This window comes from Streptomyces sp. NPDC048018 (genome assembly GCF_043202995.1).
GTDB lineage: Bacteria > Actinomycetota > Actinomycetes > Streptomycetales > Streptomycetaceae > Streptomyces.
In genome coordinates, this window is sequence record NZ_JBIDBK010000002.1 from 94,198 (window position 1) to 112,705 (window position 18,508).

The 18,508-nt window shown below is 73.7% G+C and carries 19 protein-coding genes and 1 pseudogene; 10 read left to right on the forward strand and 10 right to left on the reverse strand.

Translation table 11 applies throughout. From position 1 onward, the window contains the following. The first annotated feature begins 58 nt into the window (after positions 1–58). Entirely contained in the window at positions 59–493 is a 435-nt protein-coding gene (locus tag ACGF1Z_RS06270) for a hypothetical protein (RefSeq protein ID WP_393000549.1), read from the forward strand. Here ACGF1Z_RS06270 and ACGF1Z_RS06275 read toward each other — a convergent pair. Beyond that, entirely contained in the window at positions 483–1,067 is a 585-nt protein-coding gene (locus ACGF1Z_RS06275) for a TetR/AcrR family transcriptional regulator (RefSeq protein ID WP_393000551.1), read from the reverse strand. The genes ACGF1Z_RS06270 and ACGF1Z_RS06275 overlap by 11 nt on opposite strands. Positions 1,068–1,122: 55 nt before the next feature. Here ACGF1Z_RS06275 and ACGF1Z_RS06280 point away from each other — a divergent pair, with 55 nt between their 5' ends. After that, on the forward strand, positions 1,123–2,031 hold the full coding sequence (locus ACGF1Z_RS06280) for a DUF2867 domain-containing protein (RefSeq protein WP_393000553.1): 909 nt from the start codon (positions 1,123–1,125) through the stop codon (positions 2,029–2,031). A 48-nt stretch (positions 2,032–2,079) separates the two neighbouring features. Then, on the forward strand, positions 2,080–3,333 hold the full coding sequence (locus ACGF1Z_RS06285; RefSeq protein WP_393000555.1) for an MFS transporter: 1,254 nt from the start codon (positions 2,080–2,082) through the stop codon (positions 3,331–3,333). On the opposite strand, the gene ACGF1Z_RS06290 is transcribed toward ACGF1Z_RS06285, so the two are convergent. Continuing rightward, a complete protein-coding gene (locus tag ACGF1Z_RS06290; protein WP_393000557.1) occupies positions 3,248–4,180 on the reverse strand; it encodes a 5-dehydro-4-deoxyglucarate dehydratase in 933 nt (310 codons plus the stop codon). The genes ACGF1Z_RS06285 and ACGF1Z_RS06290 overlap by 86 nt on opposite strands. 185 nt (positions 4,181–4,365) lie before the next feature. Here ACGF1Z_RS06290 and ACGF1Z_RS06295 point away from each other — a divergent pair, with 185 nt between their 5' ends. Next, positions 4,366–5,205, forward strand: a complete 840-nt coding sequence (locus ACGF1Z_RS06295; RefSeq protein ID WP_393000559.1) for an NAD-dependent epimerase/dehydratase family protein — start codon at positions 4,366–4,368, stop codon at positions 5,203–5,205. Between the two features lie 263 nt (positions 5,206–5,468). Here ACGF1Z_RS06295 and ACGF1Z_RS06300 read toward each other — a convergent pair whose 3' ends face one another. Beyond that, positions 5,469–6,434 (reverse strand): AraC family transcriptional regulator, encoded by a 966-nt coding sequence (locus ACGF1Z_RS06300; RefSeq protein ID WP_393000561.1) that lies wholly within the window; start codon positions 6,432–6,434, stop codon positions 5,469–5,471. A 55-nt stretch (positions 6,435–6,489) separates the two neighbouring features. On the opposite strand from ACGF1Z_RS06300, the gene ACGF1Z_RS06305 reads away from it, so the two are divergent. Together ACGF1Z_RS06305 and ACGF1Z_RS06310 are read left to right on the forward strand one after the other, a co-directional pair. Further along, positions 6,490–6,729: a hypothetical protein gene (locus ACGF1Z_RS06305; RefSeq protein WP_393000563.1), complete on the forward strand. Its 240-nt coding sequence runs from the start codon at positions 6,490–6,492 to the stop codon at positions 6,727–6,729. A 36-nt stretch (positions 6,730–6,765) separates the two neighbouring features. Beyond that, positions 6,766–7,965 carry a TerD family protein gene (locus ACGF1Z_RS06310; RefSeq protein WP_393000565.1) on the forward strand — a complete coding sequence of 400 codons (1,200 nt, stop codon included), beginning with the start codon at positions 6,766–6,768 and terminating at the stop codon, positions 7,963–7,965. Here the strand turns inward: ACGF1Z_RS06310 and ACGF1Z_RS06315 are convergent. Both ACGF1Z_RS06315 and ACGF1Z_RS06320 read right to left on the reverse strand, forming a co-directional pair. After that, positions 7,954–8,145 (reverse strand): annotated as a pseudogene (locus tag ACGF1Z_RS06315) (GntR family transcriptional regulator); the annotation flags it as partial. The gene ACGF1Z_RS06310 and the pseudogene ACGF1Z_RS06315 overlap by 12 nt on opposite strands. Before the next feature lie 41 nt (positions 8,146–8,186). Next, positions 8,187–9,608 (reverse strand): alkaline phosphatase PhoX, encoded by a 1,422-nt coding sequence (locus tag ACGF1Z_RS06320; protein ID WP_393000567.1) that lies wholly within the window; start codon positions 9,606–9,608, stop codon positions 8,187–8,189. Between the two features lie 87 nt (positions 9,609–9,695). Here ACGF1Z_RS06320 and ACGF1Z_RS06325 point away from each other — a divergent pair, with 87 nt between their 5' ends. Further along, on the forward strand, positions 9,696–10,463 hold the full coding sequence (locus tag ACGF1Z_RS06325) for an SDR family NAD(P)-dependent oxidoreductase (RefSeq protein WP_393000569.1): 768 nt from the start codon (positions 9,696–9,698) through the stop codon (positions 10,461–10,463). A gap of 226 nt (positions 10,464–10,689) precedes the next feature. On the opposite strand, the gene ACGF1Z_RS06330 is transcribed toward ACGF1Z_RS06325, so the two are convergent. Next, positions 10,690–12,132 (reverse strand): hypothetical protein, encoded by a 1,443-nt coding sequence (locus tag ACGF1Z_RS06330; RefSeq protein ID WP_393000571.1) that lies wholly within the window; start codon positions 12,130–12,132, stop codon positions 10,690–10,692. 202 nt (positions 12,133–12,334) lie between these two features. Between ACGF1Z_RS06330 and ACGF1Z_RS06335 the strand changes: the two genes are divergently transcribed. Together ACGF1Z_RS06335 and ACGF1Z_RS06340 are read left to right on the forward strand one after the other, a co-directional pair. Then, positions 12,335–14,179 (forward strand): endonuclease/exonuclease/phosphatase family protein, encoded by a 1,845-nt coding sequence (locus ACGF1Z_RS06335; RefSeq protein ID WP_393000573.1) that lies wholly within the window; start codon positions 12,335–12,337, stop codon positions 14,177–14,179. A 34-nt stretch (positions 14,180–14,213) separates the two neighbouring features. Then, positions 14,214–14,678 (forward strand): GNAT family N-acetyltransferase, encoded by a 465-nt coding sequence (locus tag ACGF1Z_RS06340; protein WP_393000575.1) that lies wholly within the window; start codon positions 14,214–14,216, stop codon positions 14,676–14,678. A 285-nt stretch (positions 14,679–14,963) separates the two neighbouring features. Here ACGF1Z_RS06340 and dapD read toward each other — a convergent pair whose 3' ends face one another. From dapD to ACGF1Z_RS06355, 3 genes are read right to left on the reverse strand one after another with little or no spacing between them, the layout of a single operon-like run. After that, positions 14,964–15,947 carry a 2,3,4,5-tetrahydropyridine-2,6-dicarboxylate N-succinyltransferase gene (dapD, locus tag ACGF1Z_RS06345; protein ID WP_393000577.1) on the reverse strand — a complete coding sequence of 328 codons (984 nt, stop codon included), beginning with the start codon at positions 15,945–15,947 and terminating at the stop codon, positions 14,964–14,966. Positions 15,948–15,991: 44 nt separating this feature from the next. Next, positions 15,992–16,594 (reverse strand): TetR/AcrR family transcriptional regulator, encoded by a 603-nt coding sequence (locus ACGF1Z_RS06350; RefSeq protein WP_393000579.1) that lies wholly within the window; start codon positions 16,592–16,594, stop codon positions 15,992–15,994. Next, on the reverse strand, positions 16,594–16,914 hold the full coding sequence (locus ACGF1Z_RS06355) for a DMT family transporter (RefSeq protein ID WP_393000581.1): 321 nt from the start codon (positions 16,912–16,914) through the stop codon (positions 16,594–16,596). The genes ACGF1Z_RS06350 and ACGF1Z_RS06355 overlap by 1 nt, the downstream gene beginning before the upstream one ends. Positions 16,915–16,975: 61 nt before the next feature. On the opposite strand from ACGF1Z_RS06355, the gene ACGF1Z_RS06360 reads away from it, so the two are divergent. Next, entirely contained in the window at positions 16,976–18,058 is a 1,083-nt protein-coding gene (locus tag ACGF1Z_RS06360) for an oxidoreductase (RefSeq protein ID WP_393000583.1), read from the forward strand. Here ACGF1Z_RS06360 and ACGF1Z_RS06365 read toward each other — a convergent pair. Then, positions 18,048–18,413 (reverse strand): VOC family protein, encoded by a 366-nt coding sequence (locus ACGF1Z_RS06365; RefSeq protein ID WP_393000585.1) that lies wholly within the window; start codon positions 18,411–18,413, stop codon positions 18,048–18,050. The two genes, ACGF1Z_RS06360 and ACGF1Z_RS06365, sit on opposite strands and share 11 nt — an antisense overlap. Positions 18,414–18,508: the final 95 nt, after the last annotated feature.

The window sequence follows — 18,508 nt, forward strand, 5'->3', positions numbered from 1 at the left end:
GCGACGTGAAGCGGGGGCCGGTGGGAACGCCGCCCCCGCTTCGCGATATGCAGGGGGCATGCTCTCGAACGCGCGTCTGCCCCGTTCCCCGTCCGGCTGGTCCATGGCCGTCTTCGGCGTCCTCGCCGCCGGCCTGGGCGTGGTGGGGCTGATATCCCCGGACACGATGATCAGCCTCATGGGCCTGACGCCCCTGTCCGGGGCGAGCCGTGCGGATGACGACCACACCCTGCTCTTCCTGACGGCCTCCTCGATGGCCGCCCTCAACATGGGCGTGTACTACGTCCTGGCCGCCCTGGCCGACTGGAAGTCCTTCTTCCGCTGGACGGTCCCCTTCCGTCTCCTCACCTGCACCGTCTTCACGCTCGCCGTCGTCACCGGCCGCGCCCCCTCCGGCTTCGTCGGCGTGGGCCTGTGGGAGGGGATCGGCGCCGTGGTGACGGGGGCGGCGCTGCGGTACGAGTCCCGGCGGGCGTCCCGGGTCAGCGCGTGAGCAGCGCGTCGGTCACCGTGGCCAGATAGGCCTGGTCGGCCGGCAGGAAGCCCGGGACGGCGTGTGCCAGCTGGGCATGACCCACGTAGCCGGTATAGGCGAGGACGCCGCGGCGGCGGGCCTCGGGCGGCGGGAAGCCGAGCAGTTCGAAGAGGTGGGAGAGGTAACCGACCCGGCGCTCCGTGACGCGGGCGAGGGCCGCCGCCACCTCGGGGTGGTCGCTCGCGGCGAGCAGCCGCACCTCCAGCGGGCCCTCGGCGGCGGAGGCGGTCGCGGCGCGCAGGAGCGCGACGAGGCGTGCCCCGGGGTCGGGTTCGGCGACCTCCATGGCGGTGATGATCCGCTCGGTGGACAGCTCCTCCCAGCGTGCGAGGGCCGCCGCGACGAGCGCGTCCCGGTTGGCGAAGTGCCAGTAGAAGCTGCCCTTGGTCGCGCCGAGGCGGGTCGCGAGGGGCTCCACCGCGACCGCCGCGAGACCGCGTTCGGCGAGGGCGGCGAGGGCGGCGTCCGCCCAGTCGTCGGCGGTCAGGCGCCGGCGGGTGCGGCGTTCCTTGGGGTCCGGGGTCTCGCGCATGTTTCCGTACGGTACCGTACGGTCGGAACATACGCTCCCGTATGGAGGTGCGGTTATGCGTCGCACGCGCACGGTTCGCAACGTCCACCAGAGAATCGTTTCGGCCCCGGCCGGCACGGTCGGCGCCCTCCTCGACCGGCTCGCCACGCCGGACGACCCGCTCTTCCCCACCCCGGTCTGGCCCGGGATGGTCCTCGACCGTCCGCTCGGCGTCGGCGCCGACGGCGGGCACGGCCGGGTCCGCTACCGGGTCACCGCCTACGAGCCGGGACGGTCCGTACGCTTCGACACCACCGACCCCGGCATCGGCGAGGGCCACCACCGGTTCGACGTCGAACCCCTCGGCCCGGACCGCTGCCGGGTCACCCACGCCCTGGAACTGACCATGGGGACACGGACGTTCGCCGTGTGGAAGCTGGCGATCCAACCCGTGCACGACACCATGGTCGAGGAGATCCTCGACAACGTGGAGCGGGCCGTCCTCGGCCGCCTGCCCCACCCGCCGGCCCGCCGCACGCCCCGCGCGCTCCTGCTCAACCGCCTCTTCTGGGCGCGGCCGGTCGCCGTCCCCGTCCCCGAGGACGCCCGGCTGCTGCACGACGCCGTCGCACGGCCCGACTTCGCCGACGCCTGGCGCATGCCGCTGCGCCCCGGCATGGAGCGCGACCCCGGAGCCTGGCGGCACGTCCTGCCCGCCCCCGTCCAGGGCCGGGCCGAGCACGAGCTGATGCTCGGCGAGGACGCCTCCCATCTGGACTACCGCGCCTCCCTCCTGCTGGACGACGAGTCGGTCACCCTGGTCAGCGCCGTACGCCTGCACAACACGCGCGGCCGCCTCTACTTCGCCCTGGTCCGCCCCCTCCACCCCTACGCGGCCCGCCTGATGCTCCGGCGCGCCCACCGCCGCGTGGCGCACGCCACCCGCCCCGCCGGGGAACGGAACGCCGGGGCCGGACGGCACTAAGGCATCTGCCCGATCCGGGCGGGCCGCCTCAGGCGCGAGTCTGCGGTCATGCGCGTATCCCTCTATCTGACCGCCGTACTCGTGTCCGGCTTCGGCACGACGGCGATGTGGCTCGTCTCCGGGATCTGGGTCAAGTCCCTGACCGGCTCCGACGGTCTGGCGGCCCTCACCGCCTTCGCCCTGTGGGCACCGGCCCTGCTCGGGCCGGTGCTCGGCGCCCTCGTCGACCGGGTGGGACGCCGCGCCCTGCTCGTGGCGGCGAACCTGGCCATGGCCGGGCTCCTCCCCCTGCTCCTGTGGGTCGACCGGGCGGACCGGGTGTGGCTGCTGTTCGCCGTGCTCGTCGTGTACGGCGCGCAGGGCGCGGCGCACGACGCCGCGGAGGCGGCGCTCGCGGCCGGGGCGCTCGACCCGGACCGGCTCGGCGACCTCAACGGGCTGCGGATGACCGTCGGCGAGGCCGTGAAGCTGGTCGCCCCGCTCGTCGCCGCGGGGCTCTTCGCCCGGTACGGGGGCGGCCCGGTGGCCCTGCTCGACGCGGTCACCTTCGCCGTGGCGGCGGGCGCGTTCGCCCTGCTGCGGGTGCGGGAGGAGCGGCCCGTGCCGGGGGCGCGGCCCCGGGTGGCCGACGGCGTCCGGCTGCTGCGGGAGTCGCCGGTGCTACGGCCGCTGGTCCTCGCGGGCGGCTTCACGATGCTGCTCGCGGGGCTCAACGGCGCCGCGATCTACGCCGTGGTGGACCGGGGCCTCGGCCACTCCCCCGCGTACGCCGGTGTGCTGTACGCGATGCAGGGCGCGGGTTCCGTGGTGGCCGGTCTCACCGCCGGGCCGTTGCTGCGGCGGGTGCCGGAGCGGGGGCTCGCGGCGGCGGGGCTCGGCCTGTTCGCGCTGGGGGCCGCGGCCAGGGCGCTGCCGTACGACCCGGTGGCACTCGCGGCGAGCGTGCTCATCGGGCTGGGGCTGCCGTGGGTGCTGATCGCGACGACGACGGCGGTCCAGCGGCAGGTGCCCGCGGAGGCGGTGGGCCGGGCGGCCGGCACCGCCCACACCCTGGTCTTCGTGCCGAACGCGGTGGCGCTCGCCCTGGGGGCCGCCCTCATGGGGGTGCTGGACGTGCGGGTACTGCTGCCGGTGCTCGGCGTCGCGGGCGCCATGGGGGCGGCGCTCCTGGCCACCACCCGCCCGCCGATCGGCGCGGTGACCGGGCGTGGCGGTCTCAGCGTGTCCTCCCGGCGAGGGCGGCCCGGCCGCGTTCGACGATCGCGGCGAGTTCCTCCAGGTGCTCGGGGCGGGGCTCGCTGAGCGGGGGACGGACCTCGCCGACGTCCAGTCCGGTCATCCGGACCGCGGCCTTGACGAGGGAGACGGCGTAGCCGCGCCCGCGGGAGCGGAGTTCGGCCAGCGGGCGGTAGAAGGCGTCGACGAGGCGGTGCGCGGTGGCGTCGTCGCCGGTGGCGAGGGCCCGGTGGAAGGCCAGGGCGATGTCGGGCGCGAAGCAGAAGACGGCGGAGGAGTAGAGGGTGACGCCGATGCCGCGGTAGGCGGGGGCGGTGAGTTCGGCGGTGGGCAGGCCGTTGAGGTAGCGCAGGTCGAGGCCGGCGGAGCGGACGGCGCTGACGATGCGCTGCATGAGGTCGAGGTCGCCGAGGCCGTCCTTGAGACCGATGACGCCGGGGGTGCGGGCGAGGGCCACGGCGGTCTCGGGGGTGAGGACGGCGTTGTCGCGCTGGTAGACGATGACGTCGAGGGAGGTGGCGGCGGCGAGTGCGGTGTAGTAGCGCAGCAGGCCCGCCTGGTCGGCGACGACGAGGTACGGGGGCATGGCGAGCAGCCCGTCGGCGCCGGCCTCCTCGGCGAGCACCGCGTAGCGGACGGCGAGGGCGGTGCCGTATCCGGCGCCGGCGAGGACGGGGACCCGGCCCCCGGCCTCGGCGACCGCGGCGGCGACGCAGTCGCGGAACTCCTCGGGGGTGAGGGCGTGGAACTCACCGGTGCCGCAGCAGGCGAAGACCGCGCCCGCGCCCGCGTCGATCCCGGCGCGGACGTGGGCGCGGAAGACGTCGAGGTCGAGGCCGCCGTCCGGGCCGAAGGCGGTGACGGGGAAGAAGAGCAGGCCGTCGAGCCGGTTGACGAGCGGGGGCGTGGTCACGGGCACTCCCTGTCGTACGGGGCACTCCCTGGCGGACGAGATCTTGACCATTGTCCATGTTCTTGAACGATCTCACGTCGAGGCGGGGCGGAAGGGACGGTCAGGAAACGAAGTCCCCACGTGGCGCGGGTTCTTGACGCCCCCTGGAGCGGTGCCTAGCGTGACGCCCGCATCCGTGTGCGTGAATGCGGTCTACGGACGGAGACACCTCCTTGAACCCCGCCCCCCGAACCGTCCTGCTCACCGGGGCCGCCGGCGGCGTCGGCACCCTCATGAGGGAACGGCTGCCCGCCTACGGTTACGCGCTCCGCCCGCTCGACGTGGTCCCCGTCCCCGGCGCGCCCGACGCGATCCTCGCCGACCTCGCCGACCGCGACGCGCTGCGGGAGGCGGTGCGGGGCGTCGACGCCGTGGTGCATCTCGCCGGGATCTCCCTGGAGGCCGAGTTCGACCGGATCACGGCCGCCAACATCACCGGCCTGCACCATCTCTACGAGGCGGTGCGCGAGCAGGGCGTGCCGCGGGTCGTCTTCGCCTCCAGCAACCACGCCATCGGCTTCACCCCCCGGCCGCGCCCCGGCGAACCCCCGGTGCCCGTCGACACCCCGCACCGCCCCGACACCTTCTACGGCCTCTCCAAGGCCTTCGGAGAGGACCTGGCCCAGTTCTACTGGGACCGGCACGGCGTCGAGACCGTCTCCGTGCGGATCGGCTCCTGCCGCCCCGAGCCCACCTCGGTGCGGATGCTCTCCCTGTGGCTGAGCCCAGGCGACTGCGCCCGGCTGCTGCACGCGGCGCTCACCGCGCCCGGGGTCGGCCACACCGTCGTCCACGGCTCCTCCGCCAACACCCGCGAGTGGTGGGACCTGTCGACGGCGCGGGCGCTCGGCTACGAGCCGGAGGACGACTCCGAGAGGTACGCCGCGCAGATCATCGCGGAGCGGGGGCTGCCCGCCCCGGGCAGCGCCGACGACGTGCACCTGGGCGGACGGTTCTGCGTGGACCCGCCGCTCTGGCCGCACTGAATCACGGCGCACTGATCACGGCGCACCGATCGCGGACGCGCCGCGACCGGTGCGCCGGAGGGCACAGGGCCCGGCCGGACAATGCGGGGGAGCCGGCCGGGGCCCGGGTCGACGCGTGCGGCATACGACGCACGCGGACGATCCGACGATACGTTTCGGTCAAGATCGTCGCGAGCCGCGGAACGCGACGCCTGTCCACAAAACGCGACGCGTCCACACCACCGGAAGTCAACAGGAGTCAACGCTTCCGCTCCGGGGGAGGATCACCCCCGCAGGGTGCGCGACGGCGACTCCCCGAAGCGGGCCCGGTACTGCGCCGCGAACCTCCCCGGGTGGGTGAACCCCCAGCGCCAGGCCACGTCCCCGACGCTCAGGCCGTCCGGGTCGCCCGTCCGCAGCTCCTCGCGGACCCGCTCCAGACGCACCTCGCGCACGTACGCCATCGGGGACATGCCCACGTACTGGCGGAACGACTCCTGCAGGCGGCGCACGCTCACCCGGGCGAGGGCCGCCAGCTCGCCGCTGGTGAAGGGGTGCTCGGGGCGGGCCCGCACCGCGTCCATGGCCCGCTTGACCGGCGCCGGACGCACCGGCCCGCCCGGGTGCGCCAGCTCGTCCCGCCAGGGGTGCTCGGCGGCCAGGAGCAGGCCGTTCAGCAGCGCCTCCTGGAGCGGGCGCGCCACCAGTTCATGGGTGGCGAAGCCGTCCCCCGCGAGCGCCCCGGCGGCCACCTGCCGGGCGAAGCTCACCCAGCTCAGCCCCGGTCCCCGGGTGATGTCCAGACGGGGACCGAGGGCGAGCCCGCGCCCGGGGGCGCGGCCGAGCAGCTGCTCCAGGCGGTGCCGGAGCGCCGCCGCGTCGATCTTGACCGAGAGCACCCGGCAGTCCCCGCTCCACCGGTCGAGGCTGGTGTCCCCGGCAGGGTCGAGCAGCACCGCCTCCTGCGAGGTGGCCAGCAGCCGGTCCCCGCCACGGCCCTGGCGCAGCTCCATGGTCCCGCTCACGGGCGCGTTGACGTGGAACGCGCCCAGTTCGCCGAAGCGCATCCGCACGTCCGCACCGCAGCTCAGGTCGCCGATCATCAGCGGTCCGAGGCCGACGGTGTCGAAGCGCGCGGCGAACGGGCGGTCCCCCCTCTCGATCACGTCCATGAAGTTGGCGTAATAGCGCGCGTCGATCTCCTCACGCGCCTCGTCCACGTCCCGCGTCCGGAAAGAGCTCCCACCCACGATCCGAAAGAATATTCATATGACGGACGTGACCGGGAACGGCAGGATGCCCGGCATGCCACCACCTCGCGGATTCGTCCACGACCGGCGCCCGGACGGCACGGTCGTCATCACCCACCACGGCCGCACCGCGGCCACCCTGCGCGGCGGCCGCGCGGAGAAGTTCCTCGCGGAGGTCGCCGCCGGGGACCCTCAGCTGGTCATGGCCCGCTGGACCGGCTCGTACAAGTTCGGCAACGAGCGGGCCGCCCGCGACCACCCGCGTAACCGGAGTGGCCGAACCGGACGAAGGTAAGGGAACGGCAAAGGCACCTCGATCGTTACCCCGGGCATGACCGCTATGACCCCCGGCTCGAACATCCCTCTCACCGCCGCGCGCGTGGCGGTGGACGTCGCCGCCCCGGTGCGGCTCGACGTCTCGGGCCTGCTGCTCGGCGCCAACGGCAAGGTGCGCTCCGACGACGACTTCATCTTCTACAACCAGCCCGCGGGACCCGGTGTCACCTACCGGTCCGGCGGCGGGGCCGCGCCCGACGCCATCCTGGTGGACACCGGCGCCGTCCCGGCCGGCATCGAGAAGATCGTGGTGACCGCGAGCCCCGACGCCGCGGGCCAGACCTTCCAGGGCATCGAGCCCACCGCCACCCTGCGCAATGCCGACGACGGCAGCGTGCTCGCCACCTTCACCCCGCCGCAGCTCGGCACCGAGACGGCCCTCGTCGTCATGGAGATCTATCTCCGCAACGGTGCGTGGAAGGCCCGCGCGGTCGGCCAGGGGTACGCGAACGGCCTCGCCGGGATCGCGACCGACTTCGGCGTGAGCGTGGACGAGGAGCCCTCGGCCGCCACGCCCACGGCCGCCCCGGCCGCCACGGCCCCGGTGGCGGCCCCCGCCGCGCCGGCCGCCCCGCCGGCCCCGCCGGCCGCTCCCCCGGTGCCGCCGGCCGGCGGCGGGAAGATCAATCTGGACAAGGGCCGGGTCAGCCTGCAGAAGAACCAGACCGTGTCCCTGGTCAAGGGCGGCCGCCCGCTGCTGTCCCAGGTCAAGATGGGCCTCGGCTGGGAGCCGGCCTTCCGCGGCAAGGACATCGACCTCGACGCCTCCGTGATCGCCTACGGCCCCCAGCGGAACCACATCGACAGCTGCTACTTCGGCAAGCTGTCCATCCTGAACGGCGCCGTCAAGCACTCCGGCGACAACCTCACCGGCGAGGGCGCCGGCGACGACGAGGTCATCGTGGTCGACCTGGGCCGGCTGCCCGCCGACACCACCGGCCTGGTCTTCACCGTCAACTCCTTCTCCGGCCAGAAGTTCACCGAGGTCGCCAAGGCGTACTGCCGGCTCATCGACGCCGCCAGCGGCGAGGAGCTGGTCCGCTTCGACCTGACGACGGCCGAGCCCCAGACGGGCGTGATGATGGCCAAGCTGATCAAGCAGTTCTCCGGCGAGTGGGAGATGACGGCGATGGGCGAGTTCGTGAAGTCCCGGACCGTCCGGGGCATGGTGAAGCCCGCCGCGCAGGCCCTCTGAGCCCCTCCGCGGGCCGGCCCGTCTCCTCTCGGGGGCGCGGGAGAGCCCGAGTCGTTCGGCCGCTTCGGTGTCCCTGACCACGGAAACGGGTGCGAGGTCACCGCGCACGATGGCGTCGCGCAGCGTCTCGTACGCCCGGTCACGCAGCAGGGTCCGGCTCACGGGCCGTAAGACGGCCATGAACTGACATGTCGGATGTCAGTTCATGGACCGCACCAGGTTCAGCGGCGGGGCTGGCGGCGCCAGGGACCGGTGATCGCGACCATGATGCCCGGATCCTGGATGTTGGCGAACAGGGTGTCGCCGTCGGGCGAGAAGACCACGCCGGTGAACTCGCTGTCGTTCAGGTCGTTGCGGGCGATCGGGTAGGTGCGGCCGCTCTCGGTCGCGCCGAAGAGGTGCTGGACGCCCTCGCCGTCCTCGGCGATGACGAGCCCGCCGTAGGGGGAGACGGTGATGTTGTCGGGGCCGTCGAAGGCGCCGTCGTCGTCCGGGGCGGCGTTGACGCCGAGCAGGACCTGGAGGGTGAGGGTCCGGCGGCGCGGGTCGTAGAACCAGACCTGGCCGTCGTGCGGGGTGCCGGGGCTCTCCTCACGGGCGTACGAGGAGACGAGGTAGGCGCCGCCGTCCGCCCACCACATGCCCTCCAGCTTGCGGGCGCGGGTGATCTCGCCCTCGGCGAACTGCTTGCGGACGGAGACCTTGCGGGCGTCACGGTCGGGCACGTCCACCCAGTCCACGCCGTAGACGGTGCCGATCCTCGTCGCGCGGGAGAGGTCGTCGACGTACCGGCCCGCCGAGTCGAAGCACTTGGGGGCCTGCAGCAGGCCGGCGTCGTCGGCGAGCCGGCCGAGCTGCCCGCGGCCGTGCTCGAAGCCCTGCGGCGGGACCCACCGGAAGAAGAGGCCGTTGGGGCCGGAGGCGTCCTCGGTGAGGTAGGCGTGGCCGCGCTTGGGGTCGATGACGACGGCCTCGTGGGCGTAGCGGCCGAAGGCCTTGACCGGCTTCGGGTCGCGGTTGGCCCGGTGGTGCTGCGGGTCGACCTCGAACACGTAGCCGTGGTCCTTGGTCATGCCGTTCTTGCCGGCCAGGTCCTCGGTCTCCTCGCAGGTGAGCCAGGTGCCCCAGGGGGTGCGGCCGCCCGCGCAGTTGGTGGAGGTGCCGGCGATGCCGACCCACTCGGCGACGGTGCCGTCGCGGTGCACCTCGACGACCGTGCAGCCGCCGGCGGCCGCCGGGTCGTAGACCAGGGCCTCGGTGAGCGGGACCGGGTGGGCCCAGTTCGCCCGGGGGCCCTTGAGCTCGTGGTTGTTCACCAGGTACGTGGTGCCGCGCGGGCCGGCGAAGGTGGCCGTGCCGTCGTGGTGCGAGGGGGTGAACTCACCCGACTCCAGGCGGGTGACGCCGCTGTGGGTGATGACGCGGTACGTGAAGCCCTCGGGCAGCGCGAGGACGCCGTCCGGGTCGGGGACCAGTTCGCCGTAGCCGAGGCGGTGGCCGTGCCCGTGCGCGTGCCCGTCCTCGTGGTCCTCGGCGGCCAGCGCCTGCGGCGCGGTCGCCAGCGTGCCGACGGCGCCGGTGAGGGCGAGCGCGGCGCCCGCGGCGGCGGACTGCTTGGTGAACTCTCTGCGGTTGAGGGACATGACGGTCTTCTTCCTGTCGTCACCCGGTGTCCCGGCACACGGTCGCGCCCCCGTATAAACGGCGATTGAACAGAAAGGCGATCTCCCATGAACCTGCCGACCCACGGACGGCGTGTCCTCGTCAGCGGCGCGTCGCGCGGTCTGGGCCGCGCGGTGGCCCGGGCCTTCGCGGCCCGCGGCGACCGCGTCGTCGTCCATTACGGCTCGCGCGCCGACGAGGCGCGCGAGACCCTCGACTCCCTCGACGGCACCGGCCACGCCCTGGTGCCGGGCGACCTGTCGGAGCCCGCCGGCGCGGCCCACGTCGCCGATGCGGCGGCCGAGGCGCTCGGCGGGCTCGACGTGTTGGTCAACAACGCGGCCGTCAACCTGCCGCATCCGCCGGCGACCACGCCCTACGAGGAGTGGGTGGCCCTGTGGCAGCGCCACGTCTCGGTGAACCTGCTGGGCACGGCGTACCTGAGCCACCGGGTCGCCGCCCGGATGATCGAGGCGGGCACGGGCGGACGGATCGTCAACATCGGCTCCCGGGGCGCCTTCCGGGGCGAGCCGGACCACCCGGCCTACGGCGCCACGAAGGCGGCCGTGCACGCACTCGGGCAGTCCCTGGCCGTCGCGCTCGCCCCGCACGGCATCGGGGTGGCCTCGGTCGCCCCCGGCTTCTTCGCCACCGAACGCGTCGCCCCGCGCCTGACCGGCCCGGAGGGCGAGGCCATCCGGGCCCAGAGCCCCTTCGGCCGGGTGGCCGGTCCCGAGGAGATCGCGGCGGCGGTCCTGTGGCTGGCCTCACCCGAGGCGGAATGGTCCTCGGGCACGGTCCTGGACATGAACGGGGCCTCGTATCTGCGGACCTGAGAGGGCGGCGGGCGGGTCCGCCCGCCTCCCCCCGGGACGCCCGCCCGCCGGGTGCCGCGACCGGCCGCCCGGCCTACGGTGCCGGGCTCGGACGGGGTGCCGCAATCAGCCGCCCGGCCCACGGTCCCGGACTCGGCCACCCGCCCACGGCCCCGGACTCGGCCACCCGCCCACGGCCCCGGACTCGCTCCGGGCGCACGGTCCCGGGCTCGGCCGCCGGCGCGGCTCAGCCGCGCCGGGACCGCGCCTTGAAGGCCGCCTTGCGGGCCTCCTTCGCCGAGGGCTTGTCGCGGTGGAGGCGGCCCATCGCCTCCAGGACGTCCGCCGTCGCGGGGTGCTCGACGCGCCAGGCCGCCTCGAAGAAGCCGCCGTGGCGGCCCGTCAGACCCTCGATGAGGTCCTGGAGTTCCTCCAGGTCCCCGTCGGCGTCGAGGTGGGCGGCGATGGTGTCGACGGCCAGCCAGAAGATCATCGACTCCGGCGGTGCGGGCACGTCGGCCGCGCCGCGCTCGGCGAGCCAGACCCGGGCGAGGCCGCCCAGCTCGGCGTCGTCCAGGACCTCGCGGACGGCCGGTTCGGCCTCGGCGCCGACGAGGGACAGGGCCTGCTGGGCGTGCAGCCGGCGCAGCGGGGCGCCGGGGTCGCTGCCGCGCGCGGCGGCGAGCAGCTCGCGGGCGGCGCCGAGGGCGTCCCGGCCGGCGAGCCAGCCGGTGGTCTCGGCGCGCGCCGCGTCCTGCGGGTAGCGGGCGATGCCGTCGAGGAGCACGTCGGCGCCCTTGTCGGCGAGTTCGCCGACGGCGGGGACGACGAGGCCGGCCTCCAGCATCCGGGCGCGGACGCCGTACAGGCCGAGCGGGGTGAGCCGGACCATGCCGTAGCGGCTGACGTCCTCCTCGTCGACCGGCGGTGCGGGCTCCTCGCCCTCCTCGGCCATCAGGGCCTCGTCGACCGGCCGGTACGCCACGAGGCCGATGGACTCCAGGATCCGGAACTGCTCGTCGAGCCGCATCATCGCGTCGGAGACCTGCTCCAGGACGTCGTCCGTGGGCTCGTGCATGTCGTCGGGGACGACCATCGACGCGGCGAGCGCCGGCAGCGGTACGGGCCCCTCGCCGGCCCCGCCCTCGCTGACGGTCAGCAGGTAGAGGTTGCCGAGGACGCCCTCCAGGAACTCGGCCTCGGCCTCCGGGTCCCAGCCGAGCGCCTCGAAGTCGATCTCTCCGTCCGGTCCGACGATCGCGTCGAGGTCGTCGAAGAGGGGCGCGGCGGCGTCGGCGAAGACGGCCTCGAAGCCGTCGAGCCAGATGGCGAGGACGTCCTGGGGCGAACCGCCGGTGAGCAGGGCGAGGTTCTCGCCGGGGGCGGCCCGGCCGGGCTCGTCGTCGCCCGCGCCGTCCTCGACCTCGACGAGGCCGGTGTCGACGGCGAGCCGCCAGGCCTCGCTCGCGTCCACCTCGCCGTCCTCGTCGGCGCTCAGGCCGAGGACCTCGGCGGCGGCGGGCAGCTGCTCGTCGACGAGTTCTCCTCCGGCGCCCACCCGGGTCTCGGGGCCGGCCCAGCGCGCGAGCCGCACGGCGCGCGTGAGGAGGGGGGCGGCCAGGGCGTCCCGCGCCAGTTCCGCGTCCGCGCGCAGCCGAACGGGGGGAAGGGTCGGGCGGTCCGGTGCCATCTGGGGTCTACTCCTCGGCGGGAAGGCTGTGGGTGTGCTTCGAGCGGCCTTCAGCGTAGACGCATTCGGGGAGCGGTCCGGCGGTTCACGGAGGCGTCAGCCTTCGTACACCCGTCGACCCTTGACAAGTGAGCCGCCATGCAACGAAATTGACGCGCGTAGATCCTTCGATCGTTCGTCCAAGCCCCCACGGAGCTCCTTGATGTCTTCCTCCATACCGAGATCGGCCGCCGTCGCCGCCGTCGTCACCGCCGCTCTCGCCGCCGGTCTGCTGGGTGGCGGTGCCGCCTCCGCCGACGAGGCGACCGCCTCCGCGGCCCCCGTCCGGATCCACGACATCCAGGGCAGCACCCGGGTCTCGCCGCTGGTCGGCAAGCAGGTCACCGGAGTGACGGGCATCGTCACCGGTGTGCGCACCTACGGCTCGCGCGGCTTCTGGATCCAGGACCCGGAGGCCGACGCCGACCCGGCCACGAGTGAGGGCATCTTCGTCTTCACCAGCTCCGTCCCGACCGTCGCCGTCGGCGACGCGGTGAGCGTCAACGGCACGGTCACCGAGTACGTCCCGGGCGGTCTGACCTCCGGCAACCAGTCGCTGACGCAGCTCTCCAAGCCGGTCGTCACCGTGCTCTCGAAGGGCAACACGGTGCCGGCCCCGGTCACCGTCTGGGCGGGTTCGGTGCCGGGCGCCTACGCCCCCGCGGGCGACCCGGCCGCCGGCGGTTCGATCAACGGCCTCACCCTGGCCCCGAAGACCTACGCCCTGGACTACTACGAGTCCCTGGAGGGCACCAACATCCGCATCGGCTCCTCGCGGGTGGTCGGCGCGACCGACCCGTACGCGGAGCTCTGGGTGTCGGTGAAGCCGTTCGAGAACTCCAACTTCCGCGGCGGCACGGTCTACGGCTCGTACGACGCGCAGAACACCGGCCGCCTCCAGATCCAGCAGCTGGCCCCGATCGCCCAGCAGCCCTTCCCGAAGGCGAACGTCGGCGACTGGCTGGTCGGCAGCACCGAGGGCCCGCTGGACTTCAACCAGTTCGGCGGCTACACCCTGGTGGCGAACACCCTGGGCGAGCACGTGGACCTCGGGCTGGAGCGCGAGGTGACCGACAAGCAGCACAAGAACGAGCTGGCGGTCGCCACGTACAACGTGGAGAACCTCGACCCGACCGACCCGCAGGAGAAGTTCGACGCGCTCGCCAAGGCGGTCGTCGAGAACCTGGCCTCGCCCGACATCGTCGCTCTGGAGGAGATCCAGGACGACAACGGCGCCAAGAACGACGGCACGGTCACGGCCGGCGAGACGCTGAAGAAGTTCACGGCGGCGATCGCGGCGGCCGGCGGCCCGGCCTACGAGTGGCGCTCGATCGACCCGGAGAACAACAAGGACGGCGGCGAGCCCGGCGGCAACATCCGTCAGGTCTTCCTCTTCAACCCCCAGCGGGTCTCCTTCGTCGACCGCCCGGGCGGCGACGCGACCACCGCGACCACGGTGACCGGCACCAAGGGCGACGCCCACCTGACCGTCTCCCCCGGCCGCATCGACCCGGCGAACACCGCCTGGGAGAACAGCCGCAAGCCGCTCGCCGGCGAGTTCGTCTTCCGCGGCCGTACGGTCCTCGTGGTCGCCAACCACTTCGGTTCCAAGGGCGGCGACGAGTCGATCGTCTCGCACCACCAGCCGCCGGCCCGTTCCTCCGAGGTCAAGCGACTGCTCCAGGCGCAGGCCGTCAACGCCTTCGTCAAGGACGTCGTCGCCGTCGACAAGCAGGCCGACGTCCTGGTCCTCGGCGACATCAACGACTTCGAGTTCTCCGGCACCACCAAGGCGCTGACCGACGGCGGCGCGCTGTTCCCGGCCGTCAAGTCGCTGCCGCTCAGCGAGCGCTACTCGTACGTCTACCAGGGCAACAGCCAGGTCCTCGACCAGATCCTGACCAGCCCCGGCGTGCACCACTTCGAGTACGACAGCGTGCACATCAACGCGGAGTTCGCGGACCAGAACAGCGACCACGACCCGCAGGTGCTGCGCTTCCGCCCCTGACCGGGGGAACGCGCGGGCGTGCGAGACTGCGGCCGTGATCCTGCGTCCCGCCACCCGCGCCGAACTGCCCGCCGTCCTCGCGCTCCTCGCCGACGAGGAGCGCGTGGTCGACCCGGCCTCGGTGACCGTGACCCCCGCGCACGAGCGGGCGTTCGCGGACATCGAGGCCGACGCGCGCAACGAGATGCTGGTGCTCGTCGACGACACCGAGGGCGGGGGCCAGGTCGTCGGCTGCCTGCAGGCCACGTACATCCCGGGCCTGGGCAGGGGCGGCGCCGAGCGGGCCCTGATCGAGGCCGTCCGGATCAGGGCCGACCGGCGCGGCGGCGGACTCGGCCGGGAGCTGCTGGAGCGGTCGGTGGCGCGGGCCCGGGCCCGCGGCTGCGCGCTCGTCCAGCTCACCAGCAGCAAGACCAGGACCGACGCGCACCGCTTCTACGCGTCCCTGGGCTTCGCCCGCAGCCACGACGGCTTCAAGCTGGCCCTCCAGGCCCGGTAGGCCCGGTAGGCCTCCCGCTCGGCCCGGCCGGGCCCGCCGCCGTCCACGGGCAGCATCTCGCCCGTGAGGCACGGGGCGTTCGCCAGGTCGTGGACGGCCTCCGCGATGCCCTCCGGGCGGCCCACCCGGCGCGGCGGCACGACCGGGGCCACGTGCTCCTCGGCGGCGCCGGCGCCCGCCACCCCGTCGAACCAGGAGTGGCGATCAGTCGGCCGATCACCCCGAGGACGCCGTACGGCCCGCCGTCCCGTCTCCGGGGCGGCGGGCCGTACACGGCGCACGGGATCAGTTGTGGCTGTGCAGGATCTCGTTGAGGCCGCCCCAGACCGCGTTGTTCGGGCGGGCCTCGACGGCGCCGGTGACCGAGTTGCGGCGGAAGAGGATGTTCGAGGCGCCGGAGAGGTCACGGGCCTTGACGACCTCGCCGTCGGGCATGGTGACCCGGGTGCCGGCGGTGACGTAGAGACCGGCCTCGACGACGCACTCGTCGCCGAGCGCGATGCCGACGCCCGCCTCGGCGCCGATGAGGCAGCGCTCGCCGATGGAGATGATCACGTTGCCGCCGCCGGACAGGGTGCCCATGGTGGAGGCGCCGCCGCCGATGTCGGAGCCGTCGCCGACGACGACGCCGGCGGAGATGCGGCCCTCGACCATCGAGGTGCCGAGGGTGCCGGCGTTGAAGTTGACGAAGCCCTCGTGCATGACGGTGGTGCCGGCGGCGAGGTGCGCGCCGAGGCGGACGCGGTCGGCGTCGGCGATGCGGACGCCGGCGGGCACGACGTAGTCGGTCATGCGGGGGAACTTGTCGATCGAGGTGACCTGCAGGTGCAGGCCCTCGGCGCGCGCGTTGAGGCGCACCTTCTCGATGTCGTCGACGGCCACCGGGCCGAGCGAGGTCCAGGCGACGTTCGCGAGCAGCCCGAAGAGGCCGTCCAGGCTCTGGCCGTGCGGCTCGACCAGGCGGTGGCTGAGCAGGTGCAGCCGCAGGTACGCGTCGTGGGCGTCGAGCGGCTTGTCGAGGAGCGAGCCGATGACGGTGCGGACGGCGACCACCTCGACACCGCGGCGGGCGTCCACGCCGAGGGCCTTGGCGGCGCCCTCGCCCAGCGCGTTGACGGCCTCGTCGACGCTCAGACGCTCGGTGCCGGCGGGGCCGGGGGCGTCGGTCAGCTCGGGGGCGGGGAACCAGGTGTCGAGAACGGTGCCGTCGCCGGCGATGGTGGCGAGGCCGGCGGCGACGGCGCCGGTGGTGCGAGGAGCAGTGGTCATGAGGGAAAACCTAACGGTCGGGGCCCGGCGCGGGCCAACCGGTCTCAGGTGCCGGTCGGCTCCGTCGGCGCTTCCGCCAAGGGGACGGCGGGGTTTTCGGAGCCTTCGCCGAGCACCCGCGCCAGCATGGTGCGCGCGTGTTCCTCCTGGTAGGGCCGGCCGCCGAGCAGGTACATCAGGCAGAGGCCGTCCGTCATCGCGACGAGCGCGCCGGCGGTGGCGGGGTCGGTGCGGCCGGCGAGCGCGGTGCGGACCTCACCGGCCCACTCCTCGGCGACGGGGCGCAGGGCGGGGCGGCGCAGGGCGGCGAGGTAGAGCTCGTAGGCGAGTTCGAGTTCCGCGCGGTCCTCGCCCAGCCACCGGCCCATGACGCGGGCGAGTGCGGTGGCGAGGTCCAGGTCCGGGTCGGCGAGCTCGGGGCTCTCGCGCAGGGTCCGCCCGAAGACACCGTTGGTCCGGCGCAGGGCGGCGACGAGGAGTTCGTCGAGGGAGCCGAAGTGGTACGTGGTGGAGCCGAGCGGCACATCGGCCTCGGCGGCCGCCGTGCGGTGGCTCAGCCCGGCGATCCCGTCCCGTCCGACGACCCGGAGGGCCGCGTCGACGATCCGCTCGCGCCGGTCGGGGTCGTGGCGGCGGGGCCGCGCCATCAGTGCGCGCCGCCGAGGTTGAGGACGGCGACCCCGGCGATGATCAGCAGGACGCCGGCGATCTTGGCGAGGCCCAGGGACTCGCCGAGGAAGAGGGCGCCGATGGCCGCGACGGCGGCGGTGCCGACTCCGGACCAGATCGCGTAGGCGGTCCCGACCTGGAGGGTCTTGAGCGCCTGGGCGAGGAGGGCGAAGGCGAGGAGGTAGCCGGCGCCGGTGATCAGCGAGGGCGCGAGCCGGGTGAATCCCTCGCTGTACTTCATGGAGGTGGTGGCGACGATCTCGGCCGCTATGGCTCCCGCGAGGAGTCCGTATCCCATGTGTACGAGTGTACGCATGGTGTGTACGCGCGTACACAAAATCTGCCGCTACGGTGTGCGCATGACATACCCCTCGGGGCCGTACGGATACGGCTACGCTCCCCCGCCACCACCGCCCAAGCCCGGCGTCATACCCCTGGCGCCGCTGAGCTTCAGCGACATGCTGACCGGCGCCTTCACCACCTACGGGCGCTACTGGAAGCCGCTGCTCGGCGTCGCCGTGAGCGCCTACGCCGCGGCCGGCGTCCTCGTCGTCGCGGCGCTCCTGGTCGCCTGGGCCGCGGTCGGGGACGACATCCGGCGGCTGAGCGACCTGCCCGCGGGCGAGGACCCGGCCTTCTCCGACTTCCAGCCGCTGATCGTGGCCTTCGTGTGCGTCTGGCTGCTGGCCGTCGTCGTCTACGTGCTGTGCGGCGGACTCGTCGCCGCGGCCGTCCCGGCCGTGCTCCAGCAGGCGGTGCTGGGGCACCCCGTCACCTTCGGCGCCGCCTGGCGCCGCGCCTGGTCACGGCTCGGCGCGGTGATCGGCTCGGTCGCGCTGACCATGCTGGCCACGTTCCTGCCGATGGTCGTCTTCTTCGCCGGCTTCAGCCTGGTGATGGTGGGCGTCGTCACCGGCATGGCCGGCTCCGAGGGCCACGCCGAGGACGGCTCCGGCTTCGCGATCATGGGCCTGTTCTTCTTCCTCGGCGCCCTCGCCCTCGTCCCGCTGGGGCTCTGGATCATGATCAGGTTCAGTCTCGCCCCGACCGTCGCCGTGATCGAGGAGCAGGGTGCGGTGGCCTCCCTGCGCCGCTCCGCCGCCCTGGTGAAGGGCTCCTGGTGGCGGGTCTTCGGCTGCACGATCGGCGCGGGCCTGATGGTGGGCATCGCCAGCAGCGTGCTCCAGCAGGTCATCGCGCAGCTGGGCTCGGCCCCGCTGGCCTCGGTGGACTTCGGCCAGAACCCGACCCCTGCCGAGGTCGTCGCCGCGCTCGGCGGCTTCTTCGTGGCGCTCATGATCGCCCAGCTCCTCGTCCAGGCGATCGCGGCACCGTTCCCGCCGCTCATCTCCGGTCTCGTCTACATCGACCAGCGCATCCGCAGGGAGAACCTGGCCCCGCTGCTGGCGCAGACCGCGGCGGGACCGCCCGTCAGTCGATGAGCGTGGCCTTGGGCCGGAGCACGCAGAACTCGTTGCCCTCGGGATCGGCGAGGACCACCCAGGTGGCGTCCTCGCCCTGACCCACGTCCACCCGGGTCGCCCCGAGCGCGATGATCCGCTCGACCTCGGCGTCCCGGTCGTCGGGCGTCAGGTCGATGTGCAGGCGGTTCTTGACCGTCTTCCTCTCGGACACGGGAAGGAAGCACATGCCCGGCAGCGCGCGCTCGTCGGCGCCGATGACGATCTCGTGCTCGTCCTCGTACAGGATCCGCCAGTCCAGCACCTCGGCCCAGAAGCGGGCCTGGGCGGGCAGGTCGTGGGAGTCGACGACGAGGTGGTACATGCGAACGGACATGGGGGAAGTCTGCCGGATGCCGCGTCCCCCGGCCCCGGGAACGCGCTTTCGGCCCGCGATTCCCCGCGGTCTGGCGATCCCCCGCCGCTCTCGCG

Bases quoted from the DNA above. Each gene is read 5' to 3' on its own strand.
- ACGF1Z_RS06320 (WP_393000567.1), bottom strand. From the start codon at position 9,608: ATGTCCCTCAACCGCAGAGAGTTCACCAAGCAGTCCGCCGCCGCGGGC.
- ACGF1Z_RS06295 (WP_393000559.1), top strand. From the start codon at position 4,366: ATGCGGTCTACGGACGGAGACACCTCCTTGAACCCCGCCCCCCGAACC.
- ACGF1Z_RS06335 (WP_393000573.1), top strand. From the start codon at position 12,335: ATGTCTTCCTCCATACCGAGATCGGCCGCCGTCGCCGCCGTCGTCACC.
- ACGF1Z_RS06280 (WP_393000553.1), top strand. From the start codon at position 1,123: ATGCGTCGCACGCGCACGGTTCGCAACGTCCACCAGAGAATCGTTTCG.
- ACGF1Z_RS06285 (WP_393000555.1), top strand. From the start codon at position 2,080: ATGCGCGTATCCCTCTATCTGACCGCCGTACTCGTGTCCGGCTTCGGC.
- ACGF1Z_RS06305 (WP_393000563.1), top strand. From the start codon at position 6,490: ATGCCACCACCTCGCGGATTCGTCCACGACCGGCGCCCGGACGGCACG.
- ACGF1Z_RS06330 (WP_393000571.1), bottom strand. From the start codon at position 12,132: ATGGCACCGGACCGCCCGACCCTTCCCCCCGTTCGGCTGCGCGCGGAC.
- ACGF1Z_RS06355 (WP_393000581.1), bottom strand. From the start codon at position 16,914: ATGGGATACGGACTCCTCGCGGGAGCCATAGCGGCCGAGATCGTCGCC.
- dapD (WP_393000577.1), bottom strand. From the start codon at position 15,947: ATGACCACTGCTCCTCGCACCACCGGCGCCGTCGCCGCCGGCCTCGCC.
- ACGF1Z_RS06360 (WP_393000583.1), top strand. From the start codon at position 16,976: ATGACATACCCCTCGGGGCCGTACGGATACGGCTACGCTCCCCCGCCA.
- ACGF1Z_RS06275 (WP_393000551.1), bottom strand. From the start codon at position 1,067: ATGCGCGAGACCCCGGACCCCAAGGAACGCCGCACCCGCCGGCGCCTG.
- ACGF1Z_RS06270 (WP_393000549.1), top strand. From the start codon at position 59: ATGCTCTCGAACGCGCGTCTGCCCCGTTCCCCGTCCGGCTGGTCCATG.
- ACGF1Z_RS06350 (WP_393000579.1), bottom strand. From the start codon at position 16,594: ATGGCGCGGCCCCGCCGCCACGACCCCGACCGGCGCGAGCGGATCGTC.
- ACGF1Z_RS06325 (WP_393000569.1), top strand. From the start codon at position 9,696: ATGAACCTGCCGACCCACGGACGGCGTGTCCTCGTCAGCGGCGCGTCG.
- ACGF1Z_RS06365 (WP_393000585.1), bottom strand. From the start codon at position 18,413: ATGTCCGTTCGCATGTACCACCTCGTCGTCGACTCCCACGACCTGCCC.
- ACGF1Z_RS06310 (WP_393000565.1), top strand. From the start codon at position 6,766: ATGACCGCTATGACCCCCGGCTCGAACATCCCTCTCACCGCCGCGCGC.